Origin of the sequence: Gluconobacter cerevisiae (assembly GCF_015244675.1) — a bacterium.
Taxonomy (GTDB): Bacteria; Pseudomonadota; Alphaproteobacteria; order Acetobacterales; family Acetobacteraceae; genus Gluconobacter; species Gluconobacter cerevisiae.
In genome coordinates this window covers 1-19,165 of the sequence record NZ_JABCQO010000019.1, presented here as the reverse complement: position 1 = coordinate 19,165, position 19,165 = coordinate 1, and the positions used below count along the sequence as shown (strand labels likewise).

General features: G+C 57.2%; 17 protein-coding genes and 4 pseudogenes. 7 read left to right on the top strand and 14 right to left on the bottom strand.

Annotation, left to right across the window (positions count from 1 at the left end; all coding sequences use genetic code 11):
* Positions 1-158: 158 nt before the first annotated feature.
* Positions 159-560 carry a hypothetical protein gene (locus tag HKD21_RS13625; protein ID WP_194256157.1) on the bottom strand — a complete coding sequence of 134 codons (402 nt, stop codon included), beginning with the start codon at positions 558-560 and terminating at the stop codon, positions 159-161.
* Between the two features lie 334 nt (positions 561-894).
* On the opposite strand from HKD21_RS13625, the gene HKD21_RS13620 reads away from it, so the two are divergent.
* Positions 895-1,335, top strand: coding sequence for a GIY-YIG nuclease family protein (locus HKD21_RS13620; RefSeq protein ID WP_194256156.1), 441 nt, complete (start codon positions 895-897; stop codon positions 1,333-1,335).
* A 169-nt stretch (positions 1,336-1,504) separates the two neighbouring features.
* On the opposite strand, the gene HKD21_RS13615 is transcribed toward HKD21_RS13620, so the two are convergent.
* Entirely contained in the window at positions 1,505-1,894 is a 390-nt protein-coding gene (locus HKD21_RS13615) for a PIN domain-containing protein (RefSeq protein WP_194256155.1), read from the bottom strand.
* On the bottom strand, positions 1,894-2,160 hold the full coding sequence (locus tag HKD21_RS13610; protein WP_153430493.1) for an AbrB/MazE/SpoVT family DNA-binding domain-containing protein: 267 nt from the start codon (positions 2,158-2,160) through the stop codon (positions 1,894-1,896). Before HKD21_RS13610 ends, HKD21_RS13615 begins: the two co-directional genes overlap by 1 nt.
* A 208-nt stretch (positions 2,161-2,368) precedes the next feature.
* Between HKD21_RS13610 and HKD21_RS13605 the strand changes: the two genes are divergently transcribed.
* Positions 2,369-2,962, top strand: coding sequence for a recombinase family protein (locus HKD21_RS13605; protein WP_035367484.1), 594 nt, complete (start codon positions 2,369-2,371; stop codon positions 2,960-2,962).
* 155 nt (positions 2,963-3,117) lie between these two features.
* Here HKD21_RS13605 and HKD21_RS13600 read toward each other — a convergent pair whose 3' ends face one another.
* The 5 genes from HKD21_RS13600 to HKD21_RS13580 are packed head-to-tail and all read right to left on the bottom strand — an operon-like array spanning position 3,118 to position 10,738.
* Positions 3,118-4,485 carry a sensor histidine kinase gene (locus HKD21_RS13600; RefSeq protein WP_194256154.1) on the bottom strand — a complete coding sequence of 456 codons (1,368 nt, stop codon included), beginning with the start codon at positions 4,483-4,485 and terminating at the stop codon, positions 3,118-3,120.
* Complete coding sequence (locus HKD21_RS13595; RefSeq protein ID WP_043550791.1) at positions 4,485-5,150, bottom strand: response regulator transcription factor; 666 nt, start codon at positions 5,148-5,150, stop codon at positions 4,485-4,487. The genes HKD21_RS13600 and HKD21_RS13595 overlap by 1 nt, the downstream gene beginning before the upstream one ends.
* Positions 5,147-8,224 carry an efflux RND transporter permease subunit gene (locus HKD21_RS13590; protein WP_194256153.1) on the bottom strand — a complete coding sequence of 1,026 codons (3,078 nt, stop codon included), beginning with the start codon at positions 8,222-8,224 and terminating at the stop codon, positions 5,147-5,149. The genes HKD21_RS13595 and HKD21_RS13590 overlap by 4 nt, the downstream gene beginning before the upstream one ends.
* A 7-nt stretch (positions 8,225-8,231) precedes the next feature.
* On the bottom strand, positions 8,232-9,428 hold the full coding sequence (locus HKD21_RS13585) for an efflux RND transporter periplasmic adaptor subunit (protein ID WP_322782940.1): 1,197 nt from the start codon (positions 9,426-9,428) through the stop codon (positions 8,232-8,234).
* Positions 9,425-10,738: a TolC family protein gene (locus tag HKD21_RS13580; protein ID WP_194256152.1), complete on the bottom strand. Its 1,314-nt coding sequence runs from the start codon at positions 10,736-10,738 to the stop codon at positions 9,425-9,427. The genes HKD21_RS13585 and HKD21_RS13580 overlap by 4 nt, the downstream gene beginning before the upstream one ends.
* Positions 10,739-10,914: 176 nt before the next feature.
* Here HKD21_RS13580 and HKD21_RS13575 point away from each other — a divergent pair.
* Both HKD21_RS13575 and HKD21_RS13570 read left to right on the top strand, forming a co-directional pair.
* A pseudogene (locus tag HKD21_RS13575) lies at positions 10,915-11,734 on the top strand (IS5 family transposase).
* A gap of 83 nt (positions 11,735-11,817) precedes the next feature.
* Complete coding sequence (locus HKD21_RS13570) at positions 11,818-12,642, top strand: IS5 family transposase (protein ID WP_081894216.1); 825 nt, start codon at positions 11,818-11,820, stop codon at positions 12,640-12,642.
* 16 nt (positions 12,643-12,658) lie between these two features.
* Here the strand turns inward: HKD21_RS13570 and arsH are convergent, their stop codons facing one another.
* The 5 genes from arsH to HKD21_RS13545 all read right to left on the bottom strand — a co-directional run bounded on the left by arsH (position 12,659) and on the right by HKD21_RS13545 (position 16,223).
* The gene (arsH, locus tag HKD21_RS13565) at positions 12,659-13,357 is read right to left on the bottom strand and encodes an arsenical resistance protein ArsH (RefSeq protein WP_194256151.1); all 699 of its coding nucleotides are present in this window, start codon (positions 13,355-13,357) and stop codon (positions 12,659-12,661) included.
* Positions 13,358-13,382: 25 nt separating this feature from the next.
* Positions 13,383-14,678 (bottom strand): arsenic transporter, encoded by a 1,296-nt coding sequence (locus HKD21_RS13560; protein ID WP_288144836.1) that lies wholly within the window; start codon positions 14,676-14,678, stop codon positions 13,383-13,385.
* A 35-nt stretch (positions 14,679-14,713) separates the two neighbouring features.
* Positions 14,714-15,100, bottom strand: a complete 387-nt coding sequence (gene arsC / locus HKD21_RS13555) for an arsenate reductase (glutaredoxin) (RefSeq protein WP_194256150.1) — start codon at positions 15,098-15,100, stop codon at positions 14,714-14,716.
* Positions 15,097-15,450, bottom strand: coding sequence for an ArsR/SmtB family transcription factor (locus HKD21_RS13550; RefSeq protein WP_173585257.1), 354 nt, complete (start codon positions 15,448-15,450; stop codon positions 15,097-15,099). The genes arsC and HKD21_RS13550 overlap by 4 nt, the downstream gene beginning before the upstream one ends.
* Before the next feature lie 77 nt (positions 15,451-15,527).
* Entirely contained in the window at positions 15,528-16,223 is a 696-nt protein-coding gene (locus HKD21_RS13545; protein WP_043550858.1) for a VIT1/CCC1 transporter family protein, read from the bottom strand.
* 196 nt (positions 16,224-16,419) lie between these two features.
* Here HKD21_RS13545 and HKD21_RS13540 point away from each other — a divergent pair, with 196 nt between their 5' ends.
* Positions 16,420-16,989 carry a cytochrome b gene (locus HKD21_RS13540; RefSeq protein WP_043550861.1) on the top strand — a complete coding sequence of 190 codons (570 nt, stop codon included), beginning with the start codon at positions 16,420-16,422 and terminating at the stop codon, positions 16,987-16,989.
* A 252-nt stretch (positions 16,990-17,241) separates the two neighbouring features.
* A pseudogene (locus tag HKD21_RS13535) lies at positions 17,242-18,321 on the top strand (IS5 family transposase).
* Positions 18,322-18,430: 109 nt separating this feature from the next.
* Here the strand turns inward: HKD21_RS13535 and HKD21_RS13530 are convergent.
* A pseudogene (locus HKD21_RS13530) lies at positions 18,431-18,628 on the bottom strand (IS5/IS1182 family transposase); the annotation flags it as partial.
* Positions 18,629-18,832: 204 nt separating this feature from the next.
* Here HKD21_RS13530 and HKD21_RS13525 point away from each other — a divergent pair.
* A pseudogene (locus tag HKD21_RS13525) lies at positions 18,833-19,102 on the top strand (transposase); the annotation flags it as partial.
* Between the last annotated feature and the right edge of the window lie 63 nt (positions 19,103-19,165).

Below are 19,165 nucleotides of genomic sequence, written 5' to 3'. Positions count from 1 at the left end.
AGGACCAGTTCGTCGTACGGTATCGCGTGGCTTTCGGCTTGCTCATCACTCCCAGCTACCAGTCTGGATTCATTCCGTGAATCCACTCCGAGCATTTACGCAACAAAGCCCTTTCCAATGGCCATGAGGAACACCGGCCCGGAGTGGGTATTACCACTTCAATTAGGGATATTTGGATGGTTCCCTAGCTGTTCGATTATCGCATCTGTGGCGTTTTTTAAGTAGGCATCCGGATGAGAAGAACAATAATTATAGACCATTCTTAGCAAGGCCGAATCATTTCCTATAGCTGTATTCCATATAGGTTTAGACCCATAAAGATTATAACCAGCCATCAACCCCTCTAAATATCCAGCGTATTCTCCATACTCAACATCCGAAACCGAATTGAATGGCCCCAAACTACTTTTATATTTTGCAATTATATTTTTGTTTTTCTCAAATGCACTCAAAAACATCGTACAGCCATCTAGTGACATAGAGGGCAATGGTCCATTAGCTGCATATGCACCAGAAGGAATAAGGAATATACCGCATATCAGGAGTAAGTTTTTTTTCACGGTTGTTACTCACCAGCAGGGGAAGTCGACATTATGTGGGTGCCGACGAGCTCGTTTTTCGTTCGAGTGCCCAAGCAAGGTTAACTGATTATGTCCGCTATGTCGGCATCTACTTTGGCGCCTCCATATTCAGAACGTAGGCGGCCCGTCTTTTCCGGCCTGTTACACTGGTCAATCAATGCCGAATTTGACGATGTAGAGAGCTGTCGCATTCAGAGACATTAATGCGACGCTTTTAGTCGGAGACAAAGCCTAATAGTAGGTGGGAGCGAGTGATCTGCCGAACACTGATAATGCCCTTTATCATGGGTATAAAGGATATTAGGGTTTCTGTATGAAGCACGTTTTTTCGTCTTGCTCATCGGGAAATATCGACCAGCTTTTAGCTGGTGGATTTGTGCATATTGGAGCGTGGCATGCTGGTCCGAGTGGATCGATAATGTTCCAGGGTATTAGTCCTGTTCCAGGCGAGCCTGGGGTTTACGTGTATGCTATCGGAGATGAAGTTCTTTATGTTGGTTCGGCGCAGCGGGGTCTGAACAGGCGACTTCGGCATTATGAAAACTCAAAAAAACTGCGAACAGCCAGTCGTATCCGAGAGGCGGTGCTGAAAGAGCTTTCTCAGGGCACAATCGTTGATATTTATGTAATTGTACTTGAAGAGCCCCTCACGCTGCATGGCGGATTACCCATTGATCCAGTCGCCGGTGTTGAAGAAGGTCTGATCCGGGACATCAAGCCGAAGTGGAACCGCCGCGGAAGCAGAGCAAGATGACTTTGGTGAACTGCTCCACGAGGCACGTCTGCTTTTGAGAAACGCCGATCGACGCGTTGACGTCCTATATGTAGGCGTAAGCGGTAGGTCCGCTTTTCTCTGGCAGCTCCCCCCGGGGTTTGAGTGGCTGCGGAACAGAAAATCTACACAAGATTTACAACCAGTAAGTCTATCGAATGAGAACCACTTCAACGCCGATTGCCTCAGCAATTTCGGTCCATGCCCGATCTGCCGTGACCGCAGGGACATCCAATTTTTTAGCTAATGCCAGACAGGCGCGGTCTCCGTGGCTGAGACCGACCCGCTTGGTTGCATCGCGCATTAATCCGGCCGTCAGAGCCAGGTTGTGATCAAGAGGCCGTACGTCTAGGCGCAGAGCTGCGATCAGTTCGGATATTCCTTCGGCCGGGACGCCTTTATCAACAGCCTTAGAAACGATTTCCTGCAGATTAATGGCGGAGATGGCTGCATCTCTCAGCCAGCGCCGAGCTTCTTCAGCTCCGGTTTCTTCGTTCAGGTCCGCAAAGACAGCGGACGTGTCGATGACGCAAATCGGCATCAGCGCTGCACCTTATTGTCATGGTTATCCAACGTATTTTCTGCGCGTCGTTCAGCAATGACTTCATCGGCAATCGAAGAGCCGGCTGGCACATATTTTCGGAATAGTGCTCTGGCCCGATCAAGCGAGGCATCGGGCGTCATCAAGCGAACCTCCCCGTCCACGATCTCTGCCATGACCTGGCCGCCCTTTTCGACGCCAAGTGACTTACGCAGGCCAACCGGCAGGACAAGTCGGCCATTCGGCATAACATTGACACGAATCATGTAAATGATCCCTCGCTCATTGAGGTTGCGACCTTAATTAAGGTCATATTCCTAACATAGGTCATTTTATGTGATGGTGCCATAAGTTCTTCCTGTCCGAAAACGATCGTTTACGGACAGGGGAAGAACGGTCTGTCCGTAAATTACCTTTACAGTGTTCCGGACATAGTTCATATTTCGGACATCCTATTCGGACGAAATGAACCCTATGCCACGCACCTTTGCCTATGTTCGCGTCTCAACAGTCGGGCAAACGACTGAAAACCAGATTCAGGAAATTGAAGCAGCCGGTTTCCGGGTTGAGCCGCGTCGGGTCGTTACCGAAACAATTTCCGGAAGTACCTCCATCGCGCAGCGGCGTGGCTTCGCCCGGCTCATGGATAGGTTGGAGGCTGGAGATATTCTGATCGTAACCAAGCTTGATCGTCTTGGTCGCGATGCGATGGATGTGAGCACCACTGTTAAAATGCTGGGGACCATGGGAGTGAAGGTCTACTGCCTCGCTCTTGGCGGTGCTGATCTGACCAGCTCGTCCGGCACAATGACGATGCAGGTTCTGAATGCTGTTGCACAGTTTGAACGGGATCTGTTGATCGAGCGGACACAGTCCGGTCTCAGGCGAGCAAAGTCCGAAGGGAAAACTCTCGGACGGCCGTCCGTACTATCAGAGAGTGATAGGCAATGCGTCCTCAAGGACCTGGCGGAGGGTATGAGTGTGTCCGCACTCGCCAGAAAATTCTCTACAAGTCGGCAGACCATTATGCGGGTTCGAACTGAAAACTCTCCCCCCGGTTCCTCCTAACTGCAGGTCTGCTTACGCCTCTTCTCGGACGTCGCAGGGCCGTCCGAAGCTTTCTCAAAGCGGACGTCGCAGCACGGCATACAAGGGCTTGTCTCTGCCAGTGCCGGAGCGGTTCATCGTACCCTGCGCCTGAAATCAGGTAGCCAGGACATCAATCAATAGTTCTTCGATCCCTCCCAACTGGCTTCGACTTCGGTATCGCCGGACGGGAAACGAACAGTAACGACAATACCCCTTGTTTTTCCTGGAGCAGGGGAGGTTATCGTGATGTCAGCCTGAAGCTGAAGAGAGACCTGTCGCACTATCGCAAGCCCGAGACCACTGCCTTCAGCGTTAGTTTTACCTCTCACGAAGGGCTTTTCCATATTCTGCAAACTCTCAAGTGTGAGGGGATCGCAGTCATTAAAGATCAGAATTTCGGAATTCTCCGTTACAATCACGTGCGCCGGCCGCAGAGAAGAACCATGAAGAACAGCATTTTCCAGAAGATTACGAAACAGGATCCCTGCGGCATCCATGTCGCCCCGAATCATGAGATGAGGGACTCCTGAAAGGTCAATGGTCTGGTTTTTTTCTCGCTCAAGCTCCCGTGCCAGAAACTGGATGACAGGCACCAGATCAAACATCTCCCCCGTAAGAGCGATTCCCGACGTTACTCGTGAAAGCTGAAGGAGTTTTTCCATCATCCGGCCAATCCTGCGGGCCTGGTGCATGATGGTCGTCGCGCGCTCTTCATATTCTGAACGCTGAAGCAGATTTCTGAGGACCTGCACCTGCGCCAGAAGCGCGCCTATGGGGTTGCGCAGCTCATGTGCGGCATTCGCGGCAAAGGCGCGTTCGGTCGAGAGCGCCATTTTCAGACGTTCAAGAAGAAGATTGACGGCGGAATGAATTGTCACAAGCTCTTCGGGCAGATCCAGCGGCGGGATTGGAACCAGATTGGTACCGCCTCTACTCCTGATTTCGTGCTGAAGGCTTGTGAGGGGACGCATGGCGCGGCGGACGCGCCAGCGGACCAAGACCCAGATTGCCGGAAAAAATATCACCATTGGCAGGACTGAAATCAGGATAGCCCGCCTGACTGCTTCATTTCGGTGAAAGGCCGGCTCCCCCACCAGAATGTAATGGCGACCGGATGCGGAAGGGACACTATACACCCGGAACGACGGCACATTGTAAAATCCCATTTTCAGTCGGGGAACAAACAGCGTCTCTGGTGCATTCTGCGATCTCACCTCAAGGCGGCCGTCCGGCGAGGCAATCTGATAGGCCAGTGTACGCCGATTCACACCGGGCAGGCGTGCGACCTGACCACCTGGCGTGGTGCTCTTCTGATCCGTTCTGTCCAGTTCACTGATGACGAACTCCAGGCGTTCGGCCACTTCCTGCAGCGAGTTGTCGAGACGCTCCGTGACTTCATAGCGGGTAAAGGCCGCGACGAGGATACTGAGCAACACCAGCGCGCCTAGCACGATAATCAGTGTCCCGGACACTATGCGGGACGCCAGGCTCCAGCGCTTCATCAGGATGAACTTTCTGCAAGGCTGTAGCCTCTGCCCCGGACCGTCACGATCAGGCCGGGTCCGGTTTTCTTTCGTATCCTGCTGATAAAGACTTCAATGGCATTGCTCTCCACATCGTCGCTGAGGCCATAAAGAGCATCTTCGATCTGCTCGCGGCTGCACAGTGCCCCCGGTCGACGGGCAAGAAGTTCGACAATGGCCCATTCGCGCGCGGAAAGATCGATCGTGCGTCCTTCACGTCTGAGCTGTCGCCGAGAAAGATCGATCTCCACGTCATCAATGATCACAATATTATCCGGCAATGCGATGTATCGTCTGGCGACTGCTTCAATACGGGCGACGAGTTCGTCGAGATCGTAAGGCTTGACGATATAATCGTCTGCTCCCTCCGACAGACCTGCAATCCTGTCGCTTATCTGGTCCTGAGCGGTTGTGATCAGGACAGCCAGAGAAGAACGATTTCGCCGGATCTCACGCAGAAGGTACCGGCCATTGCCGTCTGGAAGCCCGAGATCGAGCAGAAGAAAATCGTAAGCGGACGCTCTCAGGGCTGCCCGCCCGTCAGTCAGGGTTCTGAACCAGTCGGCAACATGACCAGCCTGACGGACACGGTCCCTGACGGCAGAACCAAGAGCCGGTTCGTCTTCGATGATCAGGATTTTCATGATTCACGATTTTTCATGATGCGAGCATACAGTGAGGGCAACACAAGCAGCGTCAGAAGTGTCGAGGAGATCAGCCCCCCAATCACAACAGTGGCCAGCGGGCGCTCGACCTCGGCACCGGCGCTTGTCGAGACGGCCATGGGGATGAAGCCCAGACTGGCCACCAGAGCGGTTGCCATGACAGGACGGAAACGCTCTTCTGCCGCCTCAAAGGCCGCCTGGGCAGCGCTGCGCCCTGCCAGACGCAGGGACTGGATCGCGGTAACAAGCACTACGCCGTTCAGAACGGCCACGCCGAACAGGGCGATAAAGCCAATCCCGGCGGAGACACTGAACGGCAGGCCCCGAAGACACAGGGCAAGAATACCACCTGTTGCGGCGATTGGCAGATTGATGAAAACAAGCCCCGCCAGCCAGACGGAGTTCAGAGCAAGAATTAGCAGGGCAAAAATCAGAATCAGAGCGACCGGCACGACAAGTTCCAGACGCGCCATGGCTGAACGCAGATTCTGGAACTGACCCGCCCAGACCATGCGATAGCCTGCGGGAAGGTTGACTTTTTTACTGACCGCTCTTTGTGCTTCCGTCACGAAAGAGCTGAGATCGCGCCCGCGCACGTTCGCCTGAACAATCAGACGGCGGCGGATCGCGTCCCGACTGATGCGGGGCGGACCGTCCTGAACCGTAACCTTCGCAACTTCCGAAAGAAGGACGGCGCCCCGGCCGTCGGCGCGGCGGATTCTCAGGCGGGCGATCTGATCCCGTGTTCCGGCCTGGGCGGGATCATAGCGGATCTGCGTGCTGATTAGCGCGTTATTGACCGTAACGGGCCGCCCGATATGACCGCCGACAGCTTCCACCACATTTAGAAGTTCCTGCTGCGAAACCCCGAGACGGGCGGCCTGTCTGCGGTCGATGTCGATATGGATGAAAGAGATGCTCCCTGCCCCCTGCGGCGCCACATCCGCTGCGCCGGGAATGGCTTTCATGATACCGGCCACCCTGTCCCCAAGGCGTGTCAGGGTGGCAAGATCATCGCCATAGATCGAAACGGCGATCTGCGTGCGCACGCCGGACAGCAGATCATCCATCCGCATCTGGACGGGCTGGCTCCATGACTGTTGAGCGCCCGGCAGTTCATCGCTCATGACCCGGCTCATCGCCGTGACGAGACCTTCCTGCGTGCGTGCGGTGGTCCATTGCGACGGTGGCTTGAGGAAAATGAAGCTGTCGGTCTCGTTGACGCCCATCGGATCGGTCGGAATCGCAGACGTGCCTGTGTTGCTTACGACGCTGGTGACTTCCGGAAACCGGCGCAGGATGCGTTCCTGCAGGGAGACCTCCTTCACGGCCTCCGAGAGTGAGATCCCCGGCAGGCGCGTCGTCGTCATCGTCAGCGCGCCTTCACCGAGAGACGGGATGAACTCGCCGCCCAGATGCAGGCCGATCCAAACGGACACGCTGAAAATCGCGATCGTCGTGCCGAAGAGAATACGCGGTCGGGTTTCACACCAAGCCAGCATCGGGCCATAGACGCGACGAAGGGCAGCAACCAGGCGCGTATCATTATGACGACCGTTCGATTTCATCACCAGTGCCGCGATGACGGGCATGCCGACGACGCAGTAAAAGAGCGAGGCGAGGAGCGCCATGATCACGGTTTGCGCCATGGGCCGGAACATCTTGCCCTCGATACCCTGCAAGGTCAGGATCGGCAGATAGACCATGATGATGACGAGAATGCCAAAGCTGACAGGCCGGAGGACTTCTGCGGCTGATGATACCGCCAGCGTGAAGAGTGGCGTGCTCTGTCCGGTGGCGCGATCGCGCGCGCGATGGGTCATGAGATTTTCCACCACGACCAGCGAACTGTCGACGATCATACCGAAATCAATTGCGCCCAGACTCAGCAGATTGGCGGAAATCCCGAAGGCGCGCATTCCCGTCATGGCGCAGACGAGGGCGAACGGAATGACGGAGGCGATGACCAGTGAGGCCCGCCAGTCGCCGATCACCACGATCAGGACGCCGATCACCAGGGTCGCGCCGATGATGAGGTTTTCCTTCACCGTCGCGATTGTGCTGTCTGTCAGTGTCGAGCGTACATAATAGGGGTCGAGCGTCACGCCTTTGGGAAGGGACTGCCGGATGCCGGGCAACGCCGCATTGATGGCGGCCAGCGTGGCATCGGAACTCGCGCCCATCTGCATCATGACGACACCGATCACGATCTCGCCCTGACCGTCACGGGTCACCGCGCCCAGACGTGTTCTCGGCCCCATGGAAATGCGTCCGACATCCCGCAGGAAAATGGCGGAGCCGTTGGCATTGGTCCTGACAGGAATGGAGCCGAAATCATCAAGCGAGCCGATCAGGCCGCGTCCGACCACGATCTGCTGCTCCTCGTCATGCTCGATCCACCCGCCACCGGATGCGGAGTTGTTGCCGTCCACGGCCTGGAAGACATTGTCGACCGAAACCCCCAGCGCCAGAAGGCGGGCCTGATCGAGGGCAACCTGGAATGTCTCCTCCGCGCCCCCGTTCACGTTGACGTCCACCACCCCGGGTACGAGCTTCATCTGTGGTGCGACCGTCCATGTCATCAGGCGGTTCAGATCCATCAGGGAATAGCCGTTTCCCTTGATCTGTAACTGCATGATCTCGCCCAGCCCCGTTGTCAGCGGCCCGATATTCACGCTCACGCCTGGTACGGAGATCAGGGTTCTGGCCTGCTGAATCCGCTCCTCGACACGGGTGCGATCGAGATTGATGTCCGTGTCGTCCGCGAACTGGACATACACGACGGAAACCCCGGAACGTGACACGGACCGAAGATCGGTCATGTCCGGGATGCCCGCCATACTGGTCTCAATCGGGAACGTGATCAGTCGTTCGACTTCTTCCGTGGCAAGACCCGGAGCGACAACGGAAACGAGCACCTGTCTGGGCGAGATGTCCGGCACGGCCTCAACGGGGAGGCTCCGCACCATGCGGCAGGCGGCAATGAAAATCAGGCCAAGCACACTGAGAACCAGCCAGCGTCGGGCCTGAAGAGCAGAAAGAAAGGCACGCATGGCGGTGTCAGTCTCCGTCGGACAGATCAGAGGTCTGTATGATGGCTTTCAGGGCAAATGCGCCATGCGTCACAATCCTGTCGCCCACCGTGAGGCCGGAGACGATGACCTTTTGTCCGGCGCTTTCGGCACCGACCTGAACCTCTTGCGGGCGAAAACGGTCGGGGCCGACGGGCAGGAAGACGGTGCTGATGCCGTTGATCTCCGTAACGGCACTTTCGGGCACGATAATGCCTTCAGTTCGGGCGCGTGTCGGCAGGTGCGTATTGAGAAACATGCCCGGGTGAAGATGGCCTCCGGGGTTCGCTGCGCGGCTGATGACACGAACAAGGCCGGTCACGGGGTCCGCCAGATCGCCGACTGACGTTATCTTCGACGTCAGCAAGGTCATTGCGCCATCTGCTGGCAGTTCCGTTGTCTGCTCACCACCTTCGACGATCTGAGCGGCATCCTGCGGGAGGATGTCCGATACGATCCAGACCGACGACATGTCGGCCAGAGCCACCAGTTCCGTCGCGGGCGAGATATCATCCGCAACACCGACAAGCACGCTCTGCACCTCACTCGTGGTCGGCGAGATGATGGAGGATGTCTCATCTGTGGGGGTGATCTGTCCCTTGTCCGATTCCGTTACGGAATTGTATTCTTCATCAAGCTGGTGTTGCAGAGTATCCACATCAGCCTGCCGGGCCGTAATATCGTCTCTTGCTGCTTTGAAGAGCGCTAGACGGTGCCTGGTTTCTCCGGCGGCAACCGTTATCCCTTCCAGATCACGGCTCCGGCTATAGGCTGCGGCAGCATTCTGATAGGCTGCCTGTGCCGTCGACAACGCAGACTGCGCCTTTGTCATCTCAAGGCGGACCAAATGCAGGGAGTGATCCTGATACGTAAGAAGAACCTCGCCCTTGCGGACATGCTGTCCAGGTACAACAGCCACATTCAGAATTTTTCCTGATCCAGCAGGATGAATGCGAACGATACGGCTCGCGTCAGACATGACGGTGCCCATTGCGTCGAGATTTTCCCCGAGCGTGCCATGTTGCACCACTGAGATCACCAGCTTGGCATTCGCCCGTGCAGCCGCTCCCATCGTGATGGTCTGTTCGTCGTCTGTCGCGAATGCGGGCTGTGTGAGCGCCCCGGAGAGGCAGAACAGCGCCAGAAGCCACCTCTGGTGTCCGATGACGACTATTCTGAAGCTCACTGGAATTCTCCTGCTGCGATTAATGTCCGGATGATTGCGGCATGCCAAGCGATCTCCGCCTGATTACGCGTCTGCAGTGCGCTGTACGCAGCAGCTCTGGCACGCAGAAGTTCGATCAGCGATGTCTCACCAGCCTGCCACGACCGAACCATCTCATTGGCGCGCTTGTTCATATCGTCAGCGGACAACACTGAATTTCTGAATGTGTCCTTTGCCGCTGTCAGGTGGACAAAAACCTGCGCCAGTTCCTGGCGTACGCTTCGACGGGCCTGCTGTTCTTGGTTGGAGGCCGCGGCTAGCTTGTTTCTCGCTTCGGCCTCCAGCGGGACATTGCGGACGTCACTCGGCAGAGGGACCGACACTGTAATGCCCACCCGATCATCCCATGGGCTGCCATACTGTTTCTCATGAATCGCAGCGACACCAACTTCCGGGTCGGGCATGAATGAAGCCCGTGCCAGACGCATACCTTCTTCCGCCGCACGGACAGCCTGCTGTGCGGCTCTTACACGCGGATCGTTGTCCTCAAGAATCCTGACGGAAGTCAACCTTGCACGCGCGGCAGCCGGATCATCGTAGGAGAGGATGTTCGGTACCCCGGAGCGGCCCAGCACGATGCGAAGCGCTGACGTCGTCGTTTCAACCTGCTCGACGGCCAGTGAATGCTCGCTGGCTGCGTTCGCCAGATCGGCGGCGACGGCATGCTCATCTGCCAGAGTATTCTCACCAGACCGGACGCCATGCTGGACAGACAGTTTTATTTTTTCCAGCGTTTCCCGCAGTGTCTGAGCAATGCTGAGACGTTTCCGGGCCATCAGCACGCCGGCGGAGGTATCCAGAACCCTCATGGCGACAGCCATCCGCTCCACATGCAGCCGTTCCTGTACGGTCAAGGCTTCTGCTTTCGCCGCTTTAACAGTAGCGGTGCCCTGTCCGGGCAACCAGAGGGGAACAGAAACACTCCCCTCGTAGGTTGTGTATCCCTCATTGCTGCCGATGGCGTGATCGTCAAAATACTGACCAGACACCGTCGGGCCTCCTGCAAACCAGGAGTCGGCAGCCTCGGCCCGTGCCGATGCCGAACGATAGTTCGTATTCAGTTCATCCCGCCCCGGATCGACGGACCATGCCGCTTCCACCCCCTGGGCAAAGGTGAGGCTCTGACCTCTGGCCTTTGAAATAAGAGCTGAAGAAAAGCAGAGGGTGAACAGGGTGAGAGCGATACAGAAAGTACGGATTTTCAGGAAATGAATCCCTGCCCATTCCGAGGCGCGGTTAACGACCTGATAATCGACATGACGAGTACACATGAAGTTCAGTCGGCTTTCTGTATCATCGCGTGAATGAGCTGCGGCAGGATCTTCAGTATATCAGGCGAACCTGACAGTTTCCTGAACGCTGCCCACGATCACGACATCGAACTGTTCGGCCATTTCCCGGCTAAGAGCCTGTTTGGAAAATCGATCTGATGTGATTCAAGCTCTGGATGTGGACGCCAGAGCAGAGGGGCCGGATGGCCAGGATCACCCGTAAGACGAAACGCTACCCGTCTGACATGACAGACGAGGAATGGGAGCGGATCGTGCCATTGATGCCAGGTCCTGAACGTCGTGGCCGCCCACGAGAGGTTGAATTCCGTGAGGTGATCAATGCGGTGCGCTATCTCGTTCGTTCAGGCTGCGGTTGGCGGATGCTGCCGATCCACTTTGGGCACTGGCGCACGGTCTATGGCTGGTTTCGTGAGCTGGCGCGACGGTTCCTGTTCCAGACCATCCATGACGTTGAACTGATGCTCGACCGGGAGCAGGCAGGCCGCGAGGCCAGTCCGACAGCAGCGGTGATCGACAGCCAGAGCATCAAGGCGCCTCATGCCAGGACAAGGGGTTACGATGCCGGCAAAAAAGTCGTCGGACGCAAGCGGCATATCGCCGTCGACACGGACGGGCGCCTTCTGATGGTCAACCTGACTCCGGCCGACATCTCCGACAGTGCCGGCGCTCAGATGATCCTGGATGCGATCCGCAGGCGTTGGCCGTGGGTGAAGCATCTGTTCGCCGATGGCGCCTATAACCGCTTGAAGTTGATGGACAAGGCGACTTATCTGGATTTCATCGTCGAGATTATCCGCCGCCATGACGGAGCAAAGGGCTTCGAGGTGTTGCCGCGACGCTGGGTGGTCGAGAGGACCTTTGGCTGGATGACCCGCTGGCGCCGGCTCGTGCGTGATTACGAGCGCCGCGTCGACGTGTCACAGGCCATGCGTCGCCATGGGCGCCAATCTCATGCGCAGAAATGCTCACCCGTGATTTTCCAAACAGGCTCTTAGAGCCCTTTTGGAAATTCGCTGTGATAGGTTTTCAAGAGGTTTTGAGCGTGATTCAACGGCAGGATGTGGACGCCAGCCCAACGAGGCTGCATGGCCAGCATTACGCGCAAGACGAAACGCTATCCGTCTGATCTGACAGATGAGGAATGGGAGCGCATAGCGCCTCTGATGCCCCCTGCGAACCGGCGTGGCCGGAAACGGACAACCGATTTCCGTGAGATCATCAACGCGTTGCGCTATCTCGTGCGCTCAGGCTGCGGCTGGGAGATGCTTCCGGTTCATTTTGGCCCATGGCAAACGGTTTACTGGTGGTTCCACAGGCTGATGCGCCGTTTCCTGTTCCAGACCATTCATGATGTCTGTTTGATGCTCGATCGTGAAGCGGCAGGACGCGAAGCCAGTCCATCGGGTGGTGTCATTGATAGCCAGAGTATCAAGGCACCCCACGCAAAGACACATGGTTATGACGCAGGCAAGAAGATCGTTGGTCGCAAGCGGCACATTGCCGTCGATACGGCTGGCCGACTGCTTCTGGTCAGACTGACACCTGCCGATATTTCGGATAGTGCGGGCGGACAGATGATCCTTGATGCCATTCGTAAACGCTGGCCGTGGGTGAAGCACCTGTTCGCAGATGGGGCCTATGACCGCTTGCAGTTGATGGACAAAGCCGCCTTTCTCGACTTCACAGTCGAGGTCATCCGGCGGTCAGATACAGCAAAAGGGTTTGAAATCCTGCCGCGTCGGTGGGTTGTGGAACGGACCTTCGGCTGGATGATCCGCTGGCGTCGCCTTGTGAAGGACTACGAACAGCGGATCGACGTCGCAGAGGCCATGATCCACATCGCCATGGGAAGCCTCATGTTACGCAGAAACGCTCATCCCTGAATTGCCAAAAGGGCTCTCACAGCTTTTCAGGCAGGCGGTGTTCTGATCTGCGCTCGCTGTAGCGATCGACAAGGTAGTCGGCCCGGTCCCGCAGCAGCCAGGTGAACTTCATCAGTTCCTCCATGACATCCACCATCCGGTCATAAAGGGGAGACGGTTTCATCCGATCATCGTCACCGAACTGGGTATAGGCCATCGGCACGCTGGACTGATTGGGGACGGTGAACATCCGCATCCATCGTCCCAGCACCCGCAGGGCGTTGACGGAATTGAAGCTCTGCGAGCCGCCCGAAACCTGCATGACCGCTAGCGTGCGACCTTGCGTCGGGCGGATCGATCCTTCGGTCAGAGGCAACCAGTCGATCTGGTTCTTGAATACTGCCGTCATGTTCCCGTGGCGTTCGGGGCTGCACCAGACCTGGCCTTCCGACCAGATCGAGAGTTCCCGCAGTTCCTGAACCTTGGGATGCGTAGGCGGCACGGAATCCGCAACCGGCAGGCCAGTCGGGTCGAACACCCGTGTCTCGGCCCCCAGTACCTTCAGGATGCGTTCGGCCTCCAGAACCAGCAGACGGCTGAACGAGCGCGGCCGCAGCGAGCCATACAGCAGCAGGATGCGTGGCGGGTGGTCAACCCGTGGTTGCGGTTCCAATCGTGCGAGATCGACCGGTTCGAGATACTCCGGGTGCAGGGCGGGCATTTCCGGCTTGGACATGGTTCCATCAGATCCTTCGGTCTTGTCAGGGATGGCTGATCAGGGGCAGCCACAAGGCCAGTGCGGCAAGTGTGACCAGCAGGACGGGTGGCGTGATCACCAGACCCACCGTCATGTATTGCCCCCAAGTGACCCGACGGTTTTTGGATGCCAGCACATGCAGCCACAGCAGGGTGGCGAGACTGCCGATCGGGGTAAATTTCGGCCCGAGGTCACAGCCAATGACGTTGGCGTAAACCATCAGGTCGCGGGTCAGAGGCGTGATGTCGTGCGCCTGCTGGATCGCGAGCGCGCCGATCAGAACACCGGGCATGTTGTTCATGATGGACGATAGAACAGCCGCCAGAAAGCCGGTGCCGATGGTGGCCGTGAACGTCCCCTGATGACCGAGCCAGACCAGTACCACTGCGAGATGATCGGTCAGCCCGGCATTGCGCAGCCCGTAGACCACCAGATACATCCCCAGCGAGAAGAACACGATCTGCCACGGCGCGCCCCGCAGCACGCGGCTGACGGGAATGACCTTTCCATATCCGGCAACTGCCAGCAGGGTACTGACAGCCAGGCAAGCCACGATACAGACCGGGATATGAAACGGCGCCGTCAGGAAATAGGCCGCCAGCACCAGGGCCAGCAGCGGAAAAGCCGCGCGGAACACATGTCGGTCACGAATAGCCGTGACAGGTGCAGGCAGTTCAGAGACGGGATAGGTCTGGGGCACCTGCCGCCGGTAATAGAGCCACAGCACGGCAAGTGTCGCGCCAAGGGCGGCCAGATCGACGGGGACCATGATCGCGGCGTAGCGGTCAAAGGGAATGTCGAAGAAATTGGCGCTGACGATGTTCACCAGATTGGAAATCACCAGCGGCAGGCTGGTGGTATCCGCGACAAAGCCGGTCGCGATGATGAAGGCCAGCGCCGCGCCATGGTTCAGGCGGAGTTGTGTGAGGATGGCAATGACGATGGGCGTGAGCAGCAAGGCCGCACCATCATTGGCGAACACGGCCGCGATGGCCGCCCCCAGCAGCACGATCAGCGGAAACAGCGTCCGGCCTCGCCCTTTGCCCCAGCGCACGACATGCAGGGCCGCCCAGTGGAAGAACCCGGCCTCATCCAGAAGCAACGAGATGACGATCAGCGCGATGAAGGTAAAGGTCGCATCCCAGACGATGTGCCAGACGACCGGGATGTCGTGCCAGTGGATCACACCGGTCGCCAGAGCCACGGCGGCACCGGCCATCGCACTCCAGCCAATACCGAGGCTACGAGGCTGCCAGATGACGAAAACCAGTGTTGCAATGAAAATGGCGAGGGCCAGCATCAGACGATCCGCTTTCCGACCTCATCCACGATCTTCTAGCCGTCCTCCCTGGCAAAGGCACCCTTCTGCGGCGCGGGAAGAAGGTCCAGCACCGTTTCGGACGGACGGCAGAGCGCAACGCCGAGCGGGGTGCCGACGATGGGCCGGTTGATCAGGATCGGGTGTGCGATCATGGCGTCGATCAGCGTATCATCGCTCAGGGCCGGGTTGTCGAGGCCGAGTTCATGAAAGGGCGTGCCCTTTTCCCGCAGGACCGCGCGCACCGGAACCCCCATACGGGCGATCAGATCAACCAGTTCGGCTCGGCTCGGTGGGGTTTTCAGATATTCGATGATCCGGGGCTCCTCGCCGCTGTTGCGGATCAGTGCCAGCACGTTGCGCGACGTGCCGCAGGCCGGGTTGTGGTAGATCGTGATGGTCATGGGCAGGATTCCGGGCTCGGGCAGCAGGAAGACAGGTTCGCGATCAGGGGTGCGCAGAGTTCGGGGCTGCCCGCACAGCAGTCCCTGACGAGGAAAAGCATCAGGTCGCGCAGGCGCGGAAGACACGCGCGATAGACGATCAGCCGACTGTGGCGCTGCGAGGTCAGCAGGCCAGCGCGCGTCAGGGTGGCGAGATGGGCCGAGATCGTGTTCTGCGGGACATCGAGGTGCCGCGCGACGTCCCCGGCGGGCAGCCCGTCCGGTTCGTGGCGCACCAGCAGGCGGAAGATCTCCAGCCGCGTGGACTGGGACAGCGCATTGAGGGCCGAGAGTGCGGATTCTGTATCCATAAATCGACGATCACGGATATATGGGATGAAGTCAAGACTACCTAGGACATGCCTCGTTCAGAGCTTGGAACGCGGCTTCACACGCCGAACAGGCGGCCGATTCCGCCCGTGACGATCATTGCCACAATACCCCAGAACGTCACACGCAGTGCTGGGCGCAGAGGCGCCGCACCGCCAGCAATCGCACCAACGACGCCCAGAACAGCGAGAACTACGACGGACGTCAGGGACACGCCCCAGGACACCCAGGCCACGGGGGTCAGAACAGCTGCCAGCACGGGCAGTAATGCTCCGGATGAAAAGGCGGTTGCTGAGGCGAATGCCGCCTGTATGGGTCTTGCCGCCGTGGCCTCGGACAAACCCAGTTCATCCCTTGCATGGGCACCGAGCGCATCATGCTTCATGAGGGCGACGGCGACCTTGCGCGAGAGGTCTTCATCCAGCCCTCTCTTCTGATAGATCCCGGCCAGTTCGGTGACTTCGCCCTCCCAGTCCGTGACCAGTTCCTGTTTCTCGCGGGCGATGTCGGCGTGTTCGGAATCGGCCTGGGAACTGACCGAGACATACTCGCCCGCCGCCATGGACAGGGCGCCCGCGACAAGCGCGGACAGTCCCGCGACGAGAATGCTGCCGCGTGTCGCATGAGAACTGGCAACGCCGACGATGAGGCTGCCGGTCGACAGCGTTCCGTCATTGGCGCCGAGAACAGCCGCACGCAGCCATCCCAGTTTCTCGACGGCATGACGTTCGGCCAAAGGATGGAGACGCGACATAAGATGACCTGCTGCTTCTGGTGAATACAAATAAAGGTTAAGATGCATCATTTGCCGCGACAACAGATATTTCATTCTGATATTGCGAGTTATTTTCAATATTATTTATGTTTTAGGAAAATCTGTTCTGTTCAGAATCCTGTCAGGTAAGCATGATACGGAAGTGGATTCAGGGTTCTTTTTTGCCGAGACGTATATGCCTTATTCAACGCCGGACATCACGGATAGCCTGCTGCGTTACGACAGGCCGACGATCATCCTTCACTGGATGACGGCCTTTCTGGTGCTGCTTCAGTTTGCTCTTGGCGAAACCTGGAACTGGCCAACAAAACCCGTCCATCATCTGATGGTGGTCGCGCATCTGACAGTCGGCATCCTGCTGACTGCAATCATGGCGTTCCGCATTGTCTGGCGTCTGACGAAAGGCCGGCATCTGTCGGACCTTCTCGTGCCTGTGGACCGGGTATTCGCCCTTGGAGCAGAGTACACGCTCTATGTGCTGCTTCTGGCGGAAATCTTGCTGGGCTATCTCTGGCGATGGGGTGCCGGGCAGACGATGAGTTTTTTCGGCTTCCTGATTCCATCCCCCTTTGCGCGGTTCCCGGCGGAAACCGTGACGTGGTTTCAGACGCTACATTACTGGAACGCCTGGCTGATTATGGGTCTTGCGACAGGCCATGGCGCGGCGGCGCTTTTTCATCAGTTTGTCCTGAAAGACAAAGTGCTTGGACGCATGCTGCCGCGGGGTTCCTCACTCAGTCAGTGATTGCGATCGGGAACCTATCTGATTTTCATGATTGAGCAGCATCGTGATGCCGGATCGCCAACAACGTCAGCTTTTTTCGACTTCCGTTGTACAACAGACGTTCCGCTGCCCCCCCCTTAGCTGCCCGGGCGGCCAGATGCCGTGATCAGAGACCGGCCATTTGGCTTGAACATGGAGGGTTCGAAAAACCTCTTGGTTTTGAGGTCTGCTCTGTGATTCCATTTTTCTGGTTCTGGTTGGAGGAATGGCGCTATGAAACAGGCGGGATTTTTTGACGTTGAAGAGCGGCTTGCTCGGTTAAGCGGTCTTGGCGACCAGCTCGAAGCGTTTTCCCGGACTGTGGATTTTGAGGTGTTCCGCCCGGAACTGGACAAAGCACTGGCCTATTCAGACGGGAGCAAAGGCGGGCGTCCACCGTTTGATCCGGTGCTGATGTTCAAGATCCTGGTGATCCAGACACTCAACAATCTGTCCGATGAACGGACGGAATACCTGATCAACGACCGTCTCTCCTTCATGCGCTTTTTAGGCCTGGGGCTGTCGGAGCGTGTGCCTGATGCCAAAACCATCTGGCTGTTCAGGGAGCGTCTGACACAGGCGGGAGCAATTGATATTTTGTTTAACCGCTTTGATGCGACCCTGCGTAACGCTGGTTATCTGCCGATGTCAGGCTAAATCCTGGATGCCACGCTGGTAGCGGCTCCGAAGCAGCGCAATACCAACGATGAAAAGACTGATCTGCGGGAAGGACGGATCCCACAGGATTGGCAGGATAGACCGGCAAAGCTGTCCCACAAGGATAGGCATGCGCGCTGGACCCTGAAATTCACGAAAGCGAAGCGACAGGAAGACGGGAGTATGCCCGCAACGGATCTGGCCATCCCGTTTTTTGGTTACAAGTCGCACATCTCCATCGATCGGAAATTTCGGCTGATCCGCAAATGGAAGACGACAGATGCCGCCGCCAGTGACGGCGCGCGATTGAGAGAGGGCTTGCTTGATAAAAGCAATACAGCCTCAACGGTCTGGGCAGACACAGCCTACCGCTCAAAAGCCAACGAAGATTTCATGGAAAAGCAGGGTTTTGTCTCAAAGGTTCACAGGAAAAAGCCGCATCTCAGGCCTATGCCCCGGCATATCCAGAAATCGAATGCCGGAAAGTCTGTGATCCGATCTCGTGTCGAGCATGTCTTTGCCGATCAGAAATCACAGACGGGACTGCTGATCCGAACTGTCGGTATCACCCGGGCCACCATGAGGATCGGGCTGGCCAATATCGTCTATAATATGCGCCGCTTTCTCCTCCTGGAGCGGATTAACGCCGCCGCGTAGCAATCCAGAGCATGAAACCCTCTCTCTGCTCAAAACGCAGAGTGAAAATCAGGACTAGGAACCAGAAATCGGGCGCAAGGCTAAGCAATCAAGGGTTTTTCGAACCCTCCATCTTGAACATCAACACGGGATCAAATGGCGGTCGTCCGCCTTTATTCCCATACAAATATGCCAGAGCCAGCTCCAGATCAGGGCGGAACACCTCAAAATCCACAGTCCGGGAAAATACTTCGAGCTGATCGCCAAGCCCGCTCAACCGGGCAAGCCGCTCTTCAACGTCAAAAATCCCGCCTGCTTCATCTTCCATTCCCTCAATCAATGCAAAAGAAATGGAATCACAGAGACAGATTCAAAACCAGAGGGTTTTTTGAACCCTCCAGGTTGTCGAAACTCCTCAGACGGATCGGGCGTCTTAATAGTCAGACATAGAAGGACAAGTAGTTAGAGAGGTGGTCCCCATTTTTCGGACAGGGCGATAAGCTATCATCTGGCCTGAACGAGGACGGGTTTTATGGGCAAGGTTACGCGCAAGAGGTATGCGGCAGAGTTCAAGTCGCGGGTTGCGCTTGAGGCGATGCGGGGCGAGCAGACGCTGTCGGAGTTGGCGTCGAAGCACGGCGTGCACCAGACGATGATTGCCCAGTGGAAGCGCCAGGCAGTCGAGGGCATGGCGGGCATCTTCTCCGGCAAGGCGGCACCGGAGGCGGCGGCCAGCCCGGCCGACGTGGAGAAACTGGAGGGATCGAAGAACCGTTGGTTGATGCGCTTGGCTCGTGATTTCAGGCTTTTGGCGATTTGATTGACGGTTTTTGGGGTAGCTTTTGATCTGCGTTTTGAACAGATC